This is a genomic window from Pseudolactococcus reticulitermitis (assembly GCF_002260845.1).
Classification (GTDB): domain Bacteria; phylum Bacillota; class Bacilli; order Lactobacillales; family Streptococcaceae; genus Pseudolactococcus; species Pseudolactococcus reticulitermitis.
Map to the genome: position 1 here is coordinate 100,485 of NZ_BEDT01000004.1, position 16,404 is coordinate 116,888.

General features: G+C 45.0%; 20 protein-coding genes. 19 read left to right on the forward strand and 1 reads right to left on the reverse strand.

What is annotated here, in order from left to right; genetic code table 11:
* Positions 1-171 precede the first annotated feature (171 nt).
* From RsY01_RS08095 to RsY01_RS08165, 15 genes are all read left to right on the forward strand, one after another.
* Positions 172-618, forward strand: a complete 447-nt coding sequence (locus tag RsY01_RS08095; RefSeq protein WP_094785054.1) for a MarR family transcriptional regulator — start codon at positions 172-174, stop codon at positions 616-618.
* Positions 619-743: 125 nt separating this feature from the next.
* The gene (locus tag RsY01_RS08100; protein ID WP_094785055.1) at positions 744-2,132 is read left to right on the forward strand and encodes a DHA2 family efflux MFS transporter permease subunit; all 1,389 of its coding nucleotides are present in this window, start codon (positions 744-746) and stop codon (positions 2,130-2,132) included.
* 106 nt (positions 2,133-2,238) lie between these two features.
* Positions 2,239-2,766, forward strand: coding sequence for a YqeG family HAD IIIA-type phosphatase (locus RsY01_RS08105; protein ID WP_094785056.1), 528 nt, complete (start codon positions 2,239-2,241; stop codon positions 2,764-2,766).
* On the forward strand, positions 2,748-3,884 hold the full coding sequence (gene yqeH / locus RsY01_RS08110) for a ribosome biogenesis GTPase YqeH (RefSeq protein ID WP_094785057.1): 1,137 nt from the start codon (positions 2,748-2,750) through the stop codon (positions 3,882-3,884). Before RsY01_RS08105 ends, yqeH begins: the two co-directional genes overlap by 19 nt.
* A 108-nt stretch (positions 3,885-3,992) precedes the next feature.
* Complete coding sequence (locus tag RsY01_RS08115) at positions 3,993-4,673, forward strand: DUF3290 family protein (protein WP_094785058.1); 681 nt, start codon at positions 3,993-3,995, stop codon at positions 4,671-4,673.
* A 139-nt stretch (positions 4,674-4,812) separates the two neighbouring features.
* The gene (gene yhbY / locus RsY01_RS08120) at positions 4,813-5,121 is read left to right on the forward strand and encodes a ribosome assembly RNA-binding protein YhbY (protein ID WP_094785059.1); all 309 of its coding nucleotides are present in this window, start codon (positions 4,813-4,815) and stop codon (positions 5,119-5,121) included.
* Between the two features lie 81 nt (positions 5,122-5,202).
* The gene (locus RsY01_RS08125) at positions 5,203-5,805 is read left to right on the forward strand and encodes a nicotinate-nicotinamide nucleotide adenylyltransferase (protein WP_094785060.1); all 603 of its coding nucleotides are present in this window, start codon (positions 5,203-5,205) and stop codon (positions 5,803-5,805) included.
* Positions 5,795-6,394, forward strand: coding sequence for a bis(5'-nucleosyl)-tetraphosphatase (symmetrical) YqeK (gene yqeK, locus RsY01_RS08130; protein ID WP_094785061.1), 600 nt, complete (start codon positions 5,795-5,797; stop codon positions 6,392-6,394). The genes RsY01_RS08125 and yqeK overlap by 11 nt, the downstream gene beginning before the upstream one ends.
* Positions 6,375-7,334 carry a Tle-like phospholipase domain-containing protein gene (locus tag RsY01_RS08135; RefSeq protein WP_157905806.1) on the forward strand — a complete coding sequence of 320 codons (960 nt, stop codon included), beginning with the start codon at positions 6,375-6,377 and terminating at the stop codon, positions 7,332-7,334. The genes yqeK and RsY01_RS08135 overlap by 20 nt, the downstream gene beginning before the upstream one ends.
* Before the next feature lie 6 nt (positions 7,335-7,340).
* Positions 7,341-7,697, forward strand: coding sequence for a ribosome silencing factor (rsfS, locus tag RsY01_RS08140; protein ID WP_094785063.1), 357 nt, complete (start codon positions 7,341-7,343; stop codon positions 7,695-7,697).
* Positions 7,698-7,700: 3 nt separating this feature from the next.
* Positions 7,701-8,459 (forward strand): class I SAM-dependent DNA methyltransferase, encoded by a 759-nt coding sequence (locus RsY01_RS08145; protein WP_094785064.1) that lies wholly within the window; start codon positions 7,701-7,703, stop codon positions 8,457-8,459.
* A gap of 80 nt (positions 8,460-8,539) precedes the next feature.
* The gene (locus tag RsY01_RS08150) at positions 8,540-9,175 is read left to right on the forward strand and encodes a hypothetical protein (RefSeq protein WP_094785065.1); all 636 of its coding nucleotides are present in this window, start codon (positions 8,540-8,542) and stop codon (positions 9,173-9,175) included.
* Entirely contained in the window at positions 9,157-10,335 is a 1,179-nt protein-coding gene (locus tag RsY01_RS08155; protein ID WP_238594963.1) for a nucleotidyltransferase, read from the forward strand. The genes RsY01_RS08150 and RsY01_RS08155 overlap by 19 nt, the downstream gene beginning before the upstream one ends.
* A gap of 64 nt (positions 10,336-10,399) precedes the next feature.
* The gene (locus tag RsY01_RS08160; RefSeq protein WP_094785066.1) at positions 10,400-11,116 is read left to right on the forward strand and encodes a YebC/PmpR family DNA-binding transcriptional regulator; all 717 of its coding nucleotides are present in this window, start codon (positions 10,400-10,402) and stop codon (positions 11,114-11,116) included.
* Positions 11,117-11,215: 99 nt separating this feature from the next.
* Positions 11,216-12,223 (forward strand): YeiH family protein, encoded by a 1,008-nt coding sequence (locus RsY01_RS08165; RefSeq protein ID WP_094785067.1) that lies wholly within the window; start codon positions 11,216-11,218, stop codon positions 12,221-12,223.
* 14 nt (positions 12,224-12,237) lie between these two features.
* On the opposite strand, the gene RsY01_RS08170 is transcribed toward RsY01_RS08165, so the two are convergent.
* Complete coding sequence (locus RsY01_RS08170) at positions 12,238-13,074, reverse strand: alpha/beta hydrolase (RefSeq protein ID WP_094785068.1); 837 nt, start codon at positions 13,072-13,074, stop codon at positions 12,238-12,240.
* Positions 13,075-13,273: 199 nt separating this feature from the next.
* On the opposite strand from RsY01_RS08170, the gene rpsU reads away from it, so the two are divergent.
* The 4 genes from rpsU to RsY01_RS08190 all read left to right on the forward strand — a co-directional run bounded on the left by rpsU (position 13,274) and on the right by RsY01_RS08190 (position 16,211).
* Positions 13,274-13,450 (forward strand): 30S ribosomal protein S21, encoded by a 177-nt coding sequence (rpsU, locus tag RsY01_RS08175; RefSeq protein ID WP_003137442.1) that lies wholly within the window; start codon positions 13,274-13,276, stop codon positions 13,448-13,450.
* Between the two features lie 128 nt (positions 13,451-13,578).
* Positions 13,579-14,205, forward strand: a complete 627-nt coding sequence (locus RsY01_RS08180) for an NAD(P)-dependent oxidoreductase (protein WP_094785069.1) — start codon at positions 13,579-13,581, stop codon at positions 14,203-14,205.
* 110 nt (positions 14,206-14,315) lie between these two features.
* Positions 14,316-15,512: a phosphoglycerate kinase gene (locus tag RsY01_RS08185; protein WP_094785070.1), complete on the forward strand. Its 1,197-nt coding sequence runs from the start codon at positions 14,316-14,318 to the stop codon at positions 15,510-15,512.
* A gap of 345 nt (positions 15,513-15,857) precedes the next feature.
* Entirely contained in the window at positions 15,858-16,211 is a 354-nt protein-coding gene (locus RsY01_RS08190) for an EF2685/EF0750 family sortase-dependent surface protein (protein ID WP_094785071.1), read from the forward strand.
* Positions 16,212-16,404: the final 193 nt, after the last annotated feature.

Sequence of the window (16,404 nt, forward strand, 5' to 3'; positions counted from 1 at the left end):
GACAAACCGTCTATTTTCTATGGAAGTTAGCTGGAAGTTCAAATTACCTGATACTGACAGCGGTGCGACCGCCAATTTCAGCAAGCAGTATCTTTTTAAAACCTCTCATCAAGCCCAAACTTGATGAGAGGTTTTATGTTGCATAGGAAACAAATATGGTATAATAAAGCTATGGAAAAATCAGAACACATCATGGCTGGCATTACTGATCTGAATAATAAGCTCTTGCTATTGCGCAAGCCGATTATGGAAAAAGCGATGTCAGGCTTTAGCTTATCAGAAATTGCTTATCTGGAATATATCGCCTTACATCCAGATGCCAATGTCACACGGCTTGCGGCTGCACTTTATATGACGCGAGGGGCGATTAGCAAAATCACGAAAAAATTGGAACAGAAAGGCATGATTACCAGTTACCAGAAGCCTGATAATAAGAAAGAACTCTATTTTGCTTTAACAGCTGAAGGGCAAAAGATTGATGCTGTTCATCGTCAGTTACACCAAGACTTTATCGCAGCTGATCAAGAGGTATTTGCGGCTTTTTCAGATTGTGACTTAACAACGATTCTACGGTTTGTCGAGGCCTATAATCAGCATCTGGATCAAGATTTAAAATAAAACCTTTAGCGGGTTTTATTTTTTTTTGAGCGAACATAGTTGACAAGGAAACAAAAATAAGGTAAACTGATGATGTTGACAAGGAAACAATAAATCATCGACCTCTGAAAGGTAACCCAATAACAATGACAAGTACTCCAAATAAAATTCCCCGCCCAACCATGCTAGCGGCTTGGACACTGACACTGGCAGCGATTGCCCCTATGTTAGACGCAACCATGGTCAATATCGCAGTCAAAGCACTCACGCAGGATTTTTCAACCAGTCTTTCCGTCATCCAGTGGGGGATGACGGGCTATATCCTTGCCCTTGCTGTCGCTGTCCCGATTTCTGGCTGGTTGATGAACCATTTTAATGGGAAGCGCGTTCTAATTCTCGCCGTCCTCGCTTTTGGTCTCACCTCAGTCTTAGCGGGGCTGAGCTGGCGAGTCGAGATTTTCATTTTCTTCCGTCTCCTGCAAGGTTTCAGCGCAGGCATTATCACGCCATTAATGGCCACTTTACTCGTTAAAACGGCTGGGCCTGAAAATATCGGCAAAGTAATCGCCATCGTCACAACACCCATGATTTTCGGCCCTATCTTTGGCCCTGTGCTTGGCGGTTTTATCATCGAATTTAGCTCTTGGCAATGGATTTTCTACATCAACATCGCAGTGGTCGCAGCTACCGTTCCCTTGATGATGAGAAATTTGCCTGATTTCCCCGCTTTCAATCGCGAAAGTCGCTTGGATATTGTCGGTATTCTCCTTTTGGCAGCCATGAGCGTGGCTTTCATCTTCGGCGTTTCCAAGGCAGCAGACCAAGCGAGTTTTACCAATCCCACAACGCTCATTTGGCTTGGTCTCGGTCTTGCGCTGCTGCTGGCATACATCGTCTACGACCGTCGCACGACCCATCAAACCGTTCTGCCGCTCACGCTCTTTCGCCACACGACATTCAAAGCGACCAGCATTGGCTTATTTCTCGCCAACATTGCTATTATGGGACCGATGTTAATTCTTCCTTTATTTTTCCAAAACATGCTAGAGTTGACCACGATTGAGGCAGCGCTCGCGCTGATGCCACAAGGTCTGGGGATGCTAATCACCCGGCCTTATATCGGTCGGATGATTGATCAAGTCGGTGCGAAAAAAGTTGTCTTAGTTAGTGTCGTCCTCTCAATCATTGGCTCTCTTCCGCTTATTTTGGTCACGTCCCACACCAGTCTGATTTGGCTATCTGTGCTTCTCTTTATTCGTGGCATGAGCATTGGAGGCATCACCATTCCCCTGTCAAGCGATGCTTATACAGGTCTTGATGAGCGAGAATTACCGCAAGCAAGTGTCGGTGCCAATGTGATTGAAAACCTCGGTTCTGGTTTTGGCACAGCGTTACTAGCGACAGTCGTTGCCTCGGTCACTGTCACAAATGGCATACTTTCAGGTTTTCATATGGGCTTTCTGGTATCGGTTATTATCCTTGCCTTGATTAGTTTACCCGCTTTATTTTTGACAGATAAGGCTCAGTTAAGTTAGCAAGTTTATAATAAAGTCATTCCTAAAATATTTTTCATAACCTTCCCCTTTTTACATGGCTCGCCAAACTTGGCGAGCTTTTGTGTTATTGTGTTATAATGGAAATATGAGCATTGAAAATTACAAACCGGATTTTCTGTTGACGGCTGCTTATCAGCTGGACGCAGCAAGTTTGAGACGGCATGGGATTCGTGCTGTATTGGTCGATTTAGATAATACCTTGACGGCTTGGAACAATCCTGATGGCACGCCTGAGATGCGGGCTTGGCTGGCAGAGATGAAAGCAACAAACATCAAAGTCATCGTCGTTTCCAATAATAATCACGATCGCGTTAAAAGAGCTGTCGAGCGATTCGATGTGCCATTTGTCAGTCGTGCTATGAAGCCTTTCGACATGGGCATCAAAAAAGCCTTGGCGGTCTTGGGTGAAAAGCCTGAGGATGTGGTCATGGTCGGCGATCAGCTGATGACGGATATTCGCGCGGCGAAGCGGGCGGGCGTTCGCAGTGTACTGGTGCAGCCCTTGGTCGAGTCGGATGCCTGGAATACGAAGTTTAATCGGGCGCGTGAACGGCGCGTGTGGCGCAAGTTAATAGAAAAATATGGAGAACCCGAGTGGCAGAACGCGATTTAGTAACAGAGGCATTAGAAGATTTACATTGTATTGGCTGTGGGGCGGTGATTCAGACGGCAGACAAAGACGGCGTGGGCTATACGCCCAAGTCAGCGCTAGAAAAAGGGCTGGAAACTGGCGAGTTGTACTGTCAACGCTGTTTCCGTCTGCGTCATTATAACGAGATTGCGGCGGTCAATATCAGTGATGACGAGTTTTTGCGTCTTTTGACGGAAGTCGGCAATACTAATGCCTTGGTTGTCAATGTCATTGATATTTTTGACTTTAATGGGTCAGTTATTCCGGGATTGCATCGTTTTGTGGCGGGAAATGATGTCTTGCTTGTTGGCAATAAACGTGACATTTTGCCGAAATCGGTCAAGGAAAGTAAGGTCAGAAATTGGTTGCGGGAACGCGCCCATGAAGAGGGCTTACGACCTGTTGATGTCGTCTTGACCAGCGCCTATAACCGCGATGACACGCTCGACCTCGTAGATGAGATTGAAAATTACCGCGAGGGTCGCGATGTCTATGTGGTCGGTGTGACCAATGTTGGGAAGTCGACCTTGATAAACGCGATTATTAAGAATGCGACTGGGGATAGCGATGTCATTACGACCAGTCGTTTTCCGGGCACGACCCTTGATAAAATCGAAATTCCTTTGGATGATGGGAGCTTTATAATTGACACACCAGGGATTATTCATCGCCATCAAATGGCACATTTTATCGGGCCTGAAGACTTGAAATTAGTCAGTCCGAAGAAAGAAATTAAGCCCAAAACTTACCAGCTCAATGCAGGTCAGACTTTATTTATGGGGGGCTTGGCGCGTTTTGATTTCATCAAAGGCGATAAGCAAGGCTTTACAGGTTTTTTTGATAATCACTTGATGATTCACAGAACCAAGCTTGAAAAGGCAGACGAGTTTTATGTCAAACACAAGGGCAGTCTCTTAGTGCCACCACGTGAGGATGATATGGAAACTTTCCCTAAACTTGTCCGGAAAGAATTTGCCATTAAAGGTAAATCAGACATTGTCTTCTCAGGCTTAGGCTGGATTCGTGTTGCGAAGCCAGCGATTATTGCGGCTTGGGTGCCTGAGGGTGTTGATGTGGTGGTTAGAAAAAGTTTAATTTAATAAGTCTAAGACTGCAGTAAACCGCAACCTAATACAGTTTGAAACCATCATCAGTTTATGGTATGATGGTTTTTTAATGGGAACAAAAGAGAATACTGAGGAAAAATGATGAATACGATGAGTTTGTTGGCTCAGGAAAAACTGTTAGCCTATATCGGTCTTGGCATTGCAGTAGTTGCTGCTGTGGTGATGCTAATTTGTTCAGGTCAATTCCTCAGAGGAAAAAATAAGAAGCGCGACTTGAGCGTGTTCTTGCTTGCTTTGCTTGTTGTGCTCACAAGTCTAGGCGCTTTCATGTATACGGCGCTGACCGTAGAAATGCCCAAACCAAATCCGATGATTGCGGTCATGAATAAAATGAATGACAATCGGGACTATCAAAATTATGGGATAGAGGCTAACCAGCTGACAACCTCGATGATTAATGAGTGGGGTGCATCTGGTGATATTTCGCCTGAAAAAGGACAAGAAATTATTAATAATCATAAAGCCAAAATTGACGCCTTAGTTGCCAATGGGAAAGGCTATCTAAAAGCGATTGATAAAGTAGCACCGAAAGCAAAATTAGACACATTACCCAAAGCCTACGGTGATTATGTGGCGGCGGTTAAAGCAAATATTAAGATTAGCCTGAACATGCTGACAGACATTCAGACGGTTAAAGGCAATCAGAAAGAGATGGTAGACAAGGTCACTAAGGAACACAATCAGTTGTTGATGGCAGCGCAAGCGCGTATCAACTCAGCAGCGATTGCCCTGAACAGAATACGTGGTAGTGAAAATAAGTAATGCGTTAAAAGTATGAGGTCGTCTCACACGCGGGCTTGTGCTTTTTGTTTCCTCTAAATTATGGTAAAATTAAACTTAGAGATTTAAAACTTAAATCGACAGCACACAAGCGGTTATCGCTAAATAAAGAAAGAACACGATGGACTTAACAGGAAAACAAAAACGCTATCTGCGCGCTGAGGCGCACCATTTGACACCGATTGTTCAAATCGGAAAAGGTGGTTTAACCAATGAAATTAAAACCAGTATTCGTAAAGCTTTGGACGCCCGCGAACTCATCAAAGTGGCGATTCTCCAAAACTCTGATGCGGACATCAACGATGTGGCAGAAGCAATCGAAGAAATGTCATTTGATGTGATACAAAAAATTGGTCGTATTTTAGTCGTTTTCAAAGTGGCTGAAAAACGCGAAAATCGTAAACTCTCCCTCAAAGTTAGAGACTTGTAAGCCTGATTTTTAAAGATAAGCCGACAGGCTCAGCACCAGACTAAAAAGCCTCACGCATGTTTTAACGTCAAAGGAGTTATCATGGGCATTGAACTTCTCACCCCCTATACGAAAGTTGAACTTGAGCCGCAAAAAACGGGAGAGCGCCGACAGATTGGGCTTTTTGTCGGGAAATTTGCCCCGATTCATCTGGCGCATCTGGTGATTGCGGATCAGGTGTGGCGGGAGCTCAGCCTTGAGCGCGTGTTGTTCATGCCTGAGCACGATGATGAAAATGGGACGGTTCTCAGCCTCTTGGCGCGGGGGCTGCAAGGTCATCCAGGCTTTGGGATTGAGACTGGTCGGCTCCATCACACGAGAGAACCGCTGATTGAGACGCTCAAAACCTTGATTGCCAATCATCCTGAGACGGATTTTTACTTGATTGCCGGCAGTGACGAGATTGGTCGGCTGTCACAGCTGGACAATGCGTCAGAACTCGCGCAACTGGTGCAACTCGTGGGCGTACAGCGACCGAAATTCAGGACGGGCACATCGCTACCTATTTTATGGGTGGATGTGCCACAGATGGACATCTCGTCCAAAAATCTGCGAGATATGATGCGTCACGGCATTGAGCCAAAGTTTTTGATGCCGGATGCGGTGCTTGAGATGATTAAGGAGAGGGGCTTATATGGGCTTTGAGTTTTATCCTGAAGTTGGGCTGACGCGAGTGGAGCTGTTGGACAAAATCTCAGCAAATATGTCTGAAAAACGCTTTCAGCATGTCCAAAACGTCGCCCAAGCCGCTGTCAAATTAGCTGAGCGCTGGCAGTATCCTGAGCCTAGAAAAGCAGAATTAGCAGGTCTCCTGCATGATTATGCCAAGGAAGAAACGGATGCGACTTTTATTCAGTTGATAAAGAAATATCAGCTAGACTCAGATCTCCTCAACTGGAACAATAATGTCTGGCACGGTCTTGTCGGGATTTATAAAATTCAGGAAGACTTGGGTCTGACTGACCCAGAAATTCTGCGGGCGATTGAGATTCATACGGTCGGAAGTGCTGAGATGACGCTGTTGGATAAGCTTTTGTATGTGGCAGACTATGTCGAAGCTGGGCGCACTTTCGAGGGTGTTGAGACTGCACGGCTCCTTGCCTATGAACAAGATTTAGATGCTGCGGTGGCGTATGAAACCGTTCAGACAGTCGCTTTTCTTGCTAGCAAGCATGTGTCCATCTATCCGCAAACGATTTTGACCTATAATGCCTATGTTGACCAACTCAAATAGGACTAAAAAACGTCTGTTTCTAGGTTTTACGGCAGGTTTTCTGGCAATCAATGGTGGGCAAGGCATCTATCAAGCTTTGTTGATGAACAGACGCAAGCGACAATTTCGGACTTATTTGAAGAACGCCCCCGAGGTTAGGTTTGGCAATTTTCATCGTGGCTCAGTCTATGGCTACAAACACATCAGAAGTTCTCAAAATGTTTATTTTGCGGTGAGACAGCTTTCAGATGAACGTTTTATCGTTCGCCGGCATGCTCAGATTTGGACCCTGCCTGAAAGCTATGCCATCACTGATTTCGACTATAATTTTCTCAGCGATTTTGCTTACTATGTCGATGATCAAATGGCCAAGCAAGACTTTTTCGAGCCGATTGTTGCGGGTGATGCTTTAGATGAGCGCTTTCAGGTCATTCGAACGATTGATGATGAGACTGGCATGCAGGCTATGGCTGTACAAGTCAGTCGGACTCAGATTGTCATCGCTTATGCTGGCACGAACCCACTCGATGCGAGAGACTTGAAGATGGATATGACGACGATTGTCGCCAAGCAAAATCTGCCGAGTTCAGAAAATCAGCAGCATCAAAAGGCAGAGCTGTTTTATCAGGCTGTCCAAGCTGATTATCCTGACCTGACCATCACGCTGACCGGTCATTCACTAGGCGGATTTTTAGCCCTGTACGTCGCTTGTCGCAAGAACCTCGACGCCACCGTTTATAATGCGCCTGACCCTTGCCAACTCTTAGGCGACATGTCCTTAAAACAAGAACTTGAACTCAAAAACTACCGCCATGTTTATGATGCCATGGGCAATTTTGCGGGTAACGGCACGGGTGCTGAAGTGTTTAGCAATCGCCGTTTTTTCCTCGCACGCACGCCCTTTGTTTACCACGGTATCGCCTCGTGGCGCTTTGATTCAAACGGAAAAATAGAAAGATAAGAAAATATGACAATTCAAACTGTACTCCAAACCGTAGTGAAAGCTGCAGATGACAAAAAAGCGCTCAATATCGTTGCCCTAGATATGCGCGACGTGAGCGGTGTGATGGATACGCTGGTCGTGATGGAAGCCATGAATGCGCGCCAAATCGATGCCATTGTCGATAACATCACAGAAGCGATTAAGAAAAATGGCGGCGACATCCATGGTGTTGAAGGCGTTGGCGCAGATGGTTGGGTCTTGATTGACTTGATTGATGTCGTGATTAATGTCATGACCCACGATGCGCGTTTGACTTATAGCCTTGAAAAACTGTGGCATGATGCACCGGATATTGATGTTGACGCATGGTTGAGCGCATAAGCTATGGATAATTATCAAGAATTTGCCCGCGTTTATGACACGATTATGGATGGCACGCTTTATGATGCTTGGCATGATTTTTCGCGTCGCCATTTACCGGCAGAAACTAAGGACATACTAGAGCTTGCTTGTGGTACAGGCAAGCTTTCTGTGCAGTTTGCGCGAGATGGCTATGCGGTGACGGGGCTTGATTTGTCAGAAGAAATGCTGACGATTGCCTATAACCGTGCGCTTGACGAGCTGGACGAGTCGGTCGGTATCGGCTTTATCGAGGGCGACATGCGTGATTTGAGCGATGTCGGTACCTATGATGCCGTGACCTGTTATAGCGACAGCCTCTGCTACATGCCTGATCGCGAGGCGGTTCAAGCCGTTTTTGACGGCGTTTTCAACGCCTTGAATGCGGGGGGGACTTTTATCTTCGATGTGCACTCCGTGCATCAAATCGATCATGTCTTTCCGGGCTATGCCTATCATGAAAACGAAGAAGATTTTGCTTTTATCTGGGACTCATTTCCGGGAGAAAAAGCCCACAGTATCACGCATGAGTTGACTTTCTTTGTCAAAGACAGTGACGGCAAATTTGAGCGCCGTGATGAAGTCCACGATGAGCGAACTTATACGATTGATAACTATCTGACCATGCTAGATAATGCTGGTTTTGTCTCAGTTCAAGTCTTTGCTGACTTTGAAGACCTTGCTCCCCTTGATGCAGATGACGACAGCGCTCGCTGGTTCTTTGTGGCAAGTAAATCGGAGTAAAGAATGCCTGCTTGGACGGAGCCGTCAGCGCAGGTCAAGTTTCAAGATTTTATGAAATAAAATCGCAGAAAGGATATGTTATGTTCTACTTAGGTATCGCACTTATCATTGGCTTGCTTGCCTACTTCATGCAAGATAAAGGCCAAAGAAAAATGCCCTTGTGGTTAAAAGTGATTTTAATACTTGTCGTTTTGTATGATCTTGCGATGGTTTCTGAAAAATTATCTGGGATTGCGGTACTCGCTTTACTCGTTTGGTGGTTTGTCAGACGACCAAGTCGCCAAAAAAGGCAAGAGCTTAAGGCAGCAGCAAAAGTTGAGGCCATGCGTGCTAAAAACGCGTCAGCGCAACCGATAGACCCGATCAAACGCTATGTCTCAACGCCTAAACGTCAGGAAGCTCTGGCAGAATTAGACAGCACACCCAAAGAGCTGGCAGCCTATATTCATCAGGAAATTGACACCTTTTTCATGAATGAGTGGACGAAGATGTCTGTCATTTATACAGACCAGTCTGATCAGTTTGACGACGATGTCCGTGATAATGCTGGCCATCAGATGCGGGAAATTTTGGATGCGATTTTTGCCAAATTTGCCAAGAAGAAACGGGCAGAAATGGTCGAAAAACAAGCCATCAACGCAGAATTGAAAGCCCAGCACAAACAAGAAATTGACATCGCCATGCAAGTCTATGAGAAATGGCAGGACAAGGCATGACCTTGAGCGACCTTTCAGGCGAAAATTTGGGCAAGGTTTCAGGGGTCATCGCAGAATTCAATCCCTTTCATCATGGGCATCAGTATTTGCTGTCACAGGCATCAGGTCTAAAAATCGTCATCATGAGTGGCAACTGGATGCAGCGAGGCGAGCCCGCAATCGTGGACAAATGGACACGTGCCCAAATGTCGCTAAAAAATGGTGCGGACATCATCGTCGAGTTGCCCTTTTTTGCTAGTGTTCAGGGTGCGGACTATTTCGCCCAATATGCGGTGCAAATGCTAGCTGACTTAGGCATTGACCAGTTGGTATTTGGGACGGATTCTGATGCCATTGACTATGACAGGTTACGTCAGATTTATCATGAAAAAGAGCCAGAGATTCAGACATTTATAGCAGATTTACCTAAAAATCTATCCTATCCGCAAAAGATGCAACAGATGTGGCAGACTTTTGCCGAGGTTCAATTTGATGGCAACACGCCTAATCATATCTTAGCTCTAGCCTATACCAAGGCAGTGGCGACTGTCGCGCCAGAAATCCAGTTACACCCAGTCAAGCGGATTGGTTCAGGCTTTCACGATGACACCTTGTCAGATTTTGCGTCAGCGACAGCACTTCGAGAGCACGCAGAGAAAGACTTATCAAGATTTATGCCAGATTTTGCCAGTTTTCAGGCAGCACCGAAAGTTCAGTGGTCAGATTATTTTCCCTTGCTCAACTATCAGTTACTCTCGGCAAATCTCACCGACATTTTTCAGGTCAATGACGAGCTGGCTGTCAGATTGACAAGTGCCATTAAAACAGCGACAGATTTTGAAGCCTTAGTCGATGCGGTCGTGACCAAGCGCTATACCAAGGCGCGAGTTAGGCGGTTGCTGACTTATATTTTGGTCAATGTGCCTAAATCACAGGGTTTTGACCAACCCAAACCGCATGTGTTAGGCTTTTCAGCAGCGGGTCAGCGCTATCTAAAAAATTTGGATGTCGTGACTAAGGTCGGAAAAACCTATCAGGATAGGCTCACGCTTCAGGCAGACGCCATCTATCGTCTGGGCAATCCAGCCATCCCTGAACAAAATTATGGTCGACCACCGCTCAGGCAGACGCATGGCGCAGCCCAAAAGGAAAAAAGTGTCAAAAATGACGCGCATAGCTGACAAATGGTCAAATTGTGATAAAATAGAATAATAAAGTTAAAAGGATACGAAAGAAGGACTTATCATGGGACGCAAATGGGCGAATATCGTCGCAAAGAAAACGGCTAAAGATGGCGCAAACTCAAAGGTTTATGCAAAATTTGGTGTGGAAATCTACGCTGCAGCGAAACAAGGAGATCCAGATCCTGAGTCAAACTCAAAACTGAAATTTACGATTGAACGTGCCAAACAAGCGCAAGTGCCACGCCATATTATCGACAAAGCGATTGATAAAGCTAAAGGGAGCAGCGATGAAACCTTTACAGAAGGACGTTACGAAGGCTTTGGTCCTAACGGATCAATGGTTATCGTGGACACCTTGACGACCAATGTCAACCGGACGGCTGCCAATGTTCGTGCGGCTTATAACAAAAATGGTGGTAACTTCGGGGCATCTGGTTCAGTGTCTTACCTGTTTGATAACACAGGTGTCATCGGTTTTATCGGGGATAACGCAGACGAGATTTTCGAATATCTCTTAGAAAAAGAAATCGACGTGCGTGACGTTGAGCAACAAGAAGATCAAGTGATCGTCTATACAGAGCCAGAAGCCTTGCATAAAGCTTTAGAAGCGCTTCGTGAAAATGGTGTTGCTGAATTCACCGTGTCTGAACTTGAATTGATCCCGCAAAGTGAAGTCGACTTATCAGGCGAGGATTTAGAAACTTTTGAAAAATTGATTGATGCCCTCGAAGACGATGAAGATGTGCAAAAAGTTTATCACAATGTGGCAGATTTCTGATTGATAGTGACAATAAAAAGCGTTCATGATTGACCGCTTTTTTAGTTGGTTTGCTAAAATGTCATGGCATTTAGAAGAAAGTAAGGGAGATAAAATAAGATGAGGGATGCCTTGCTAAAAAAATATGTGCCGATTCTACCGGGATTGGTCTTGTCAAGTTTAATCGCAGTCATTGCCAAGATAGCTGCCATTTTGATACCCAATTTAGGTGGGGCGACGCTTGCCATTCTTTTCGGGATTGTTTTAGGAAATACTTTTTTCAAACAGAAAGCTTTAGACGTTGGGACTAAGTTTTCTGAGAGTATGTTGTTAGAGTACTCGGTCGTTTTACTAGGCTTTACAGTGACCTTTCAGACGATTAGTCATTTAGGGCTGAATGGTTTAGGCTATATTATGGTGATGATGACAATCGTCATCGTTTCAACCATTTTTATCGGAAAACGCTTGGGATTTTCCGATAGTATAGTAACAATGATGGCAGGTGGCAACGCTGTTTGTGGATCTTCGGCCATTGGTGCCATTGCTCCAAGTATTGGGGCTAATGATGAAGAGAAAGGGCAGGTCATTACCCTCGTTAATCTAATGGGAACTGTCATGATGTTGACGCTGCCTTTTTTAGGCACGCTACTTTATGGTAACCAGCTATTAGCGCGTAGTGCTTTATTAGGTGGGACGCTACAGTCGGTCGGTCAGGTTGTTGCAGGCGCTAGTTTAATCAATCACGAAACGGTTAGCTATGCCATGCTTTTTAAAATCACGCGAATTATCTTTTTGGTCGTCGTTGTGTTCATTTTTCAACAGCGGGCGAGAAAGCAAGGGATGGCGCAAGTGCAAACTCTCAAAAAAGTCAGTGTGCCGTGGTATGTCATCGCCTTTTTAATCATTTGTATCTTAAATAGTAGTGTGATGCTACCCCATTTTTTCAATGCGGGTGCACATCAAATTGGCACGTGGTTTGAAACGATTGCACTCGCTGCCATTGGCTTACGCCTTGATTTTAGAAAATTCATGAAAGCAGGGCTCAGCTTTTTAACCTATGGATTACTTGTCGGGATCGTTCAAACGCTTGCAGCACTCCTTTTGATTCATTTGTTTAGGATTGGCTAATCTTTAGCCTACTGTCAATCTGCTGTTAAGAAATCATACAGATAGTGATTGACGACTTGATTGTGTTTGTGTAATTGACTGTGCTGCGCTTTGTTGTTTGTAATCTCATGCTCGGTGTAACTTTTAGCGTTTGTTTGGACGATATAGCTTAAAGCACGTGCAGAATTGACGGGAACTACGCCATCACTCTCTTTTCCTGTATTGCCAAATAGATTTAAGACGCGTGTCGTTTTGGGAAAATGCGCTTTGTTATCAGCCAGATATTTGTAGGAATCAACCATCATATTAGGTTTACCATCATCATTAAGCTGGCTACTTGTCTCATCAGTTTTTTCAGACATCTCCATAAAACCATTAAATGGGCCAGCAATAGTGATGAGGCGTTGTAATTCAGGCCTATTTTCCTTGTCAGCACTCACGGCCCAATTGACCCAAGCATTGGCACCAGCCGAATGTCCCACAGCATTAAAGGTCTGAATTTTGTAGTTGTTTTTGAGTTGGGTCAGCACCGTACTTAAGTCTTTAGCGTTGGGTTTACCATCTTTAAAGACCACAGCAATTAAAGGGTGTTTGACATCTGGTTGCCAGTGACCGGAGACTGATAATTTGCCCTTGCTGTCAATATTATATCTGAGGACTTGACGAAAACCAGCATGTTGACTTAGGTCTGCTATCATATTTTTTTCAGAGCCATAGTTCCCCCCATAACCATGGACAAACAAAGTAGGCGTCTGGTAATTGCCAGTCGCTTTTTTATCTAATCGTCTTGGTTTTGTCGTGATCCATAACATGCTTAAAGAGATGGCTACGGCAAGGGTTATCAAGGTTAATACTACGATTATTTTCTTCATGTCTGCTCCAATTCTAACCTAGCTTATTGGGTTTATTATACTGGATTTTCTAGTAATAATCCATATCCAGTGATTGGGAAATAGGATGTGCAGGAATTGATAAAAACATCAGCAAATCCCTTGACTTTTACCCAAAACATGGTAAACTAATATGGTATGCTTTTGGCATAACTATGAAACGGAAAAGAGGTGAAATCCTATGTCACAAACAATCGTACGTAAAAACGAATCGCTTGACGACGCGCTTCGCCGCTTTAAACGTTCAGTAACAAAAGCTGGAACCCTTCAAGAAGCTCGTAAACGCGAGCATTACGAAAAACCATCTGTGAAACGTAAACGTAAATCAGAAGCAGCTCGTAAACGTAAAAAATTCTAATCATTAGCATGGAAAAGCAGCCTTGAGGTTGCTTTTTTGCTTGCCCTCAGGCGGTCAAAACTAATTCCTTTACGACCCCCTCTTTTACATGTTATACTCAAATCAAAACTCAGAAAGCAGGTACAAGCATGAAAATCGCAGTTATCGGGGCAACAGGTCAGGCGGGTAGCTTGATTACGCAAAAATTAGTCGCTGCGGGGGCAAATGTCACCGCACTCGTGAGAAATGCCAGTCGCTTAACAGTCGATATCCCTGTCATCGAAAAAGATATTTTCGCCTTAACACAAGCAGACCTAGCGCCCTTTGATGTCGTCATCGAAGCCTTTCGGGCGCCTGAGGGGCATGAAATTCAGCACCTGCAAGCCATGCGACATCTGATTAGCTTGCTAACAGGTCGTCAGACGCGCCTGATTGCCGTGGGAGGAACCAGCTCGCTTTATAGCGATGCGACCCGCACCAAACGTCAGATTGACCTTGTTTCTGTGACAGCGCCTTTCTATCCAGTCGCTAAAGCGATGAGTGACGCGGCCCTTGAACTCAAGGCGAGTGACCTCAACTACACTTATGTCTCGCCCGCAGCTTACTTTGATCCAGCAGGCTCTGAAACGGGGGCTTACAGCTTAGCCACCGACATTTTCACGGTCAATAGGTCTGGGGAAAGTTATCTCTCGATGGCAGATTTTGCAAGTGCTGTGCGTGACATCGCGCTTAATGGGACGCACCAAAGGGAACATATCAGCATTTATCAAAATTAGGGGCGGATGAGGCGCGTGAAAAAGTGATTTAATATGCCACCCGTCTACTTTTTGTGATATAATGTACTATGTAGATTTATAGAATACAATTTAATGGAGGCAACAACCAAATGGCTAAACTTACTGTAAAAGACGTTGAGTTGACAGGCAAAAAAGTGCTCGTACGTGTGGACTTCAATGTTCCGTTGAAAGACGGCGTGATTACAAACGATAACCGAATTACTGCAGCGTTACCAACCATCAATTACATCCTTGAACAAGGTGGACGCGCAATTCTTTTCTCTCACCTTGGTCGTGTTAAAGAAGCAGCTGATAAAGCAGGTAAATCTCTTGCACCCGTTGCAAAAGCTTTGTCTGAAAAATTAGGTAAAGCAGTTGTCTTTACGGGTACAACTCGTGGTGCTGAACTTGAAGCTGCGATTGACGCGTTGAAAGACGGCGAAATCTTGCTGGTTGAAAACACACGTTTTGAAGATATCGACGGTAAAAAAGAATCTAAAAACGACCCTGAGCTTGGTAAATACTGGGCTAGCCTTGGCGATGGTATCTTTGTCAACGACGCTTTCGGTACAGCTCACCGCGCACACGCTTCAAACGTAGGGATTTCTGCTAACGTTGATAAAGCAGTGGCTGGTTTCTTGCTTGAAAACGAAATTGCTTACATCCAAGAAGCAGTTGAAGCACCAGTTCGTCCGTTTGTTGCCATCCTTGGTGGTTCAAAAGTATCAGATAAAATCGGTGTTATCGAAAACCTCTTGTCAAAAGCTGACAAAGTGATTATCGGTGGCGGCATGACTTATACTTTCCTGAAAGCACAAGGCATCGAAATCGGTGATTCACTTGTCGAAGCTGACAAATTGGACATCGCTAAGGAATTACTTGCCAAAGCTGACGGTAAATTGATCTTGCCAGTTGACTCAAAAGAAGCCAACGCTTTTGCTGGTTACACTGAAATCAAAGATACTGACGGCGATGCGATCGACCCTGGCTTCCTTGGTCTTGACATCGGTCCGAAATCAATCGCGAAATTTGACGCTGAATTGACAGGCGCTAAAACAGTTGTCTGGAACGGACCAATGGGCGTATTTGAAAACCCTGACTTCCAAGCGGGTACAATCGGCGTCATGGATTCAATCGTGAAACAACCAGGCGTTAAATCAATCATCGGTGGTGGCGACTCAGCAGCAGCAGCTATCAACCTTGGTTACGCTGAGAAATTCTCATGGATCTCAACTGGTGGCGGTGCCTCAATGGAACTTCTTGAGGGTAAAGTCTTGCCAGGTTTGGCGTCATTAACTGAAAAATAAGCTTCTGATGGGCTAGGTCGACCTAGCAATCATCACACTAAGAAAAGCACTTAGCAGACGACTGCTAGGTGCTTTTTTGGCGTGCTGGGGAAAAATGCTGTGGGAATTATCTTATTACTTGCAAAAAAATAAGCATTTTGGTATAAATAAATTAACAAAAATAATAATAAAGCGGTAGATATATTAAAAATGAAATATAGCAATCAGCAGATGAAGTAAAACACAGGAAGCATAGGATCGTTTTGATAAGATACACAAGAAATAGATGAGAAAATCCTTGATTGACCGTCAGGTAGGTCAAGTTGTCAAGCTTTTGCGAAGTGAAAGCTCAGAAAGGAGGGAGGTTTGAATAAGAAAAACGTTTTAGTTTTGATGCTATTGCTTTTGACATTACCAGCGGCTGCTGCTTTTGCAGATGAAACGGATGTGACCACACAGGGGAATGTTGGCTTTACTGGAAAGTGGGAGTCGCCACCGTCATCGCAAGAACCGTCCGCAGCAACAGGTGATAGGGCAGCGCTAGAACCGCCTCCTGCAAGCCATTTACCAGTGACAGTAGTCGACGGCACAGGAACCACAGCAATCAATCTTCCGGCAACGGGGGAGGCTGAGCAGTCGCCGGTGTTGACGACCCTGCTAGGGGTGATGTTGGTCATACTTGTGATGGGAGGTGTGCAGTCGCAACGCTCACGCCAATAGTTCAATCAAACAGCACAACACGCAGAGTAGTCCCCGACATCATCAAGTCGGTCAGGACTTAGGAAAAAAGGAGGGCACACAGCCATAACTAGCAGTCGATGTCTAATAACAACATCAAGACTTTGAGCGGACAAGGTTCGCAAATGACCTCACTTGGCAGGCGCGTAAGCGGTTGTCAAGTTCAAAATTTGAC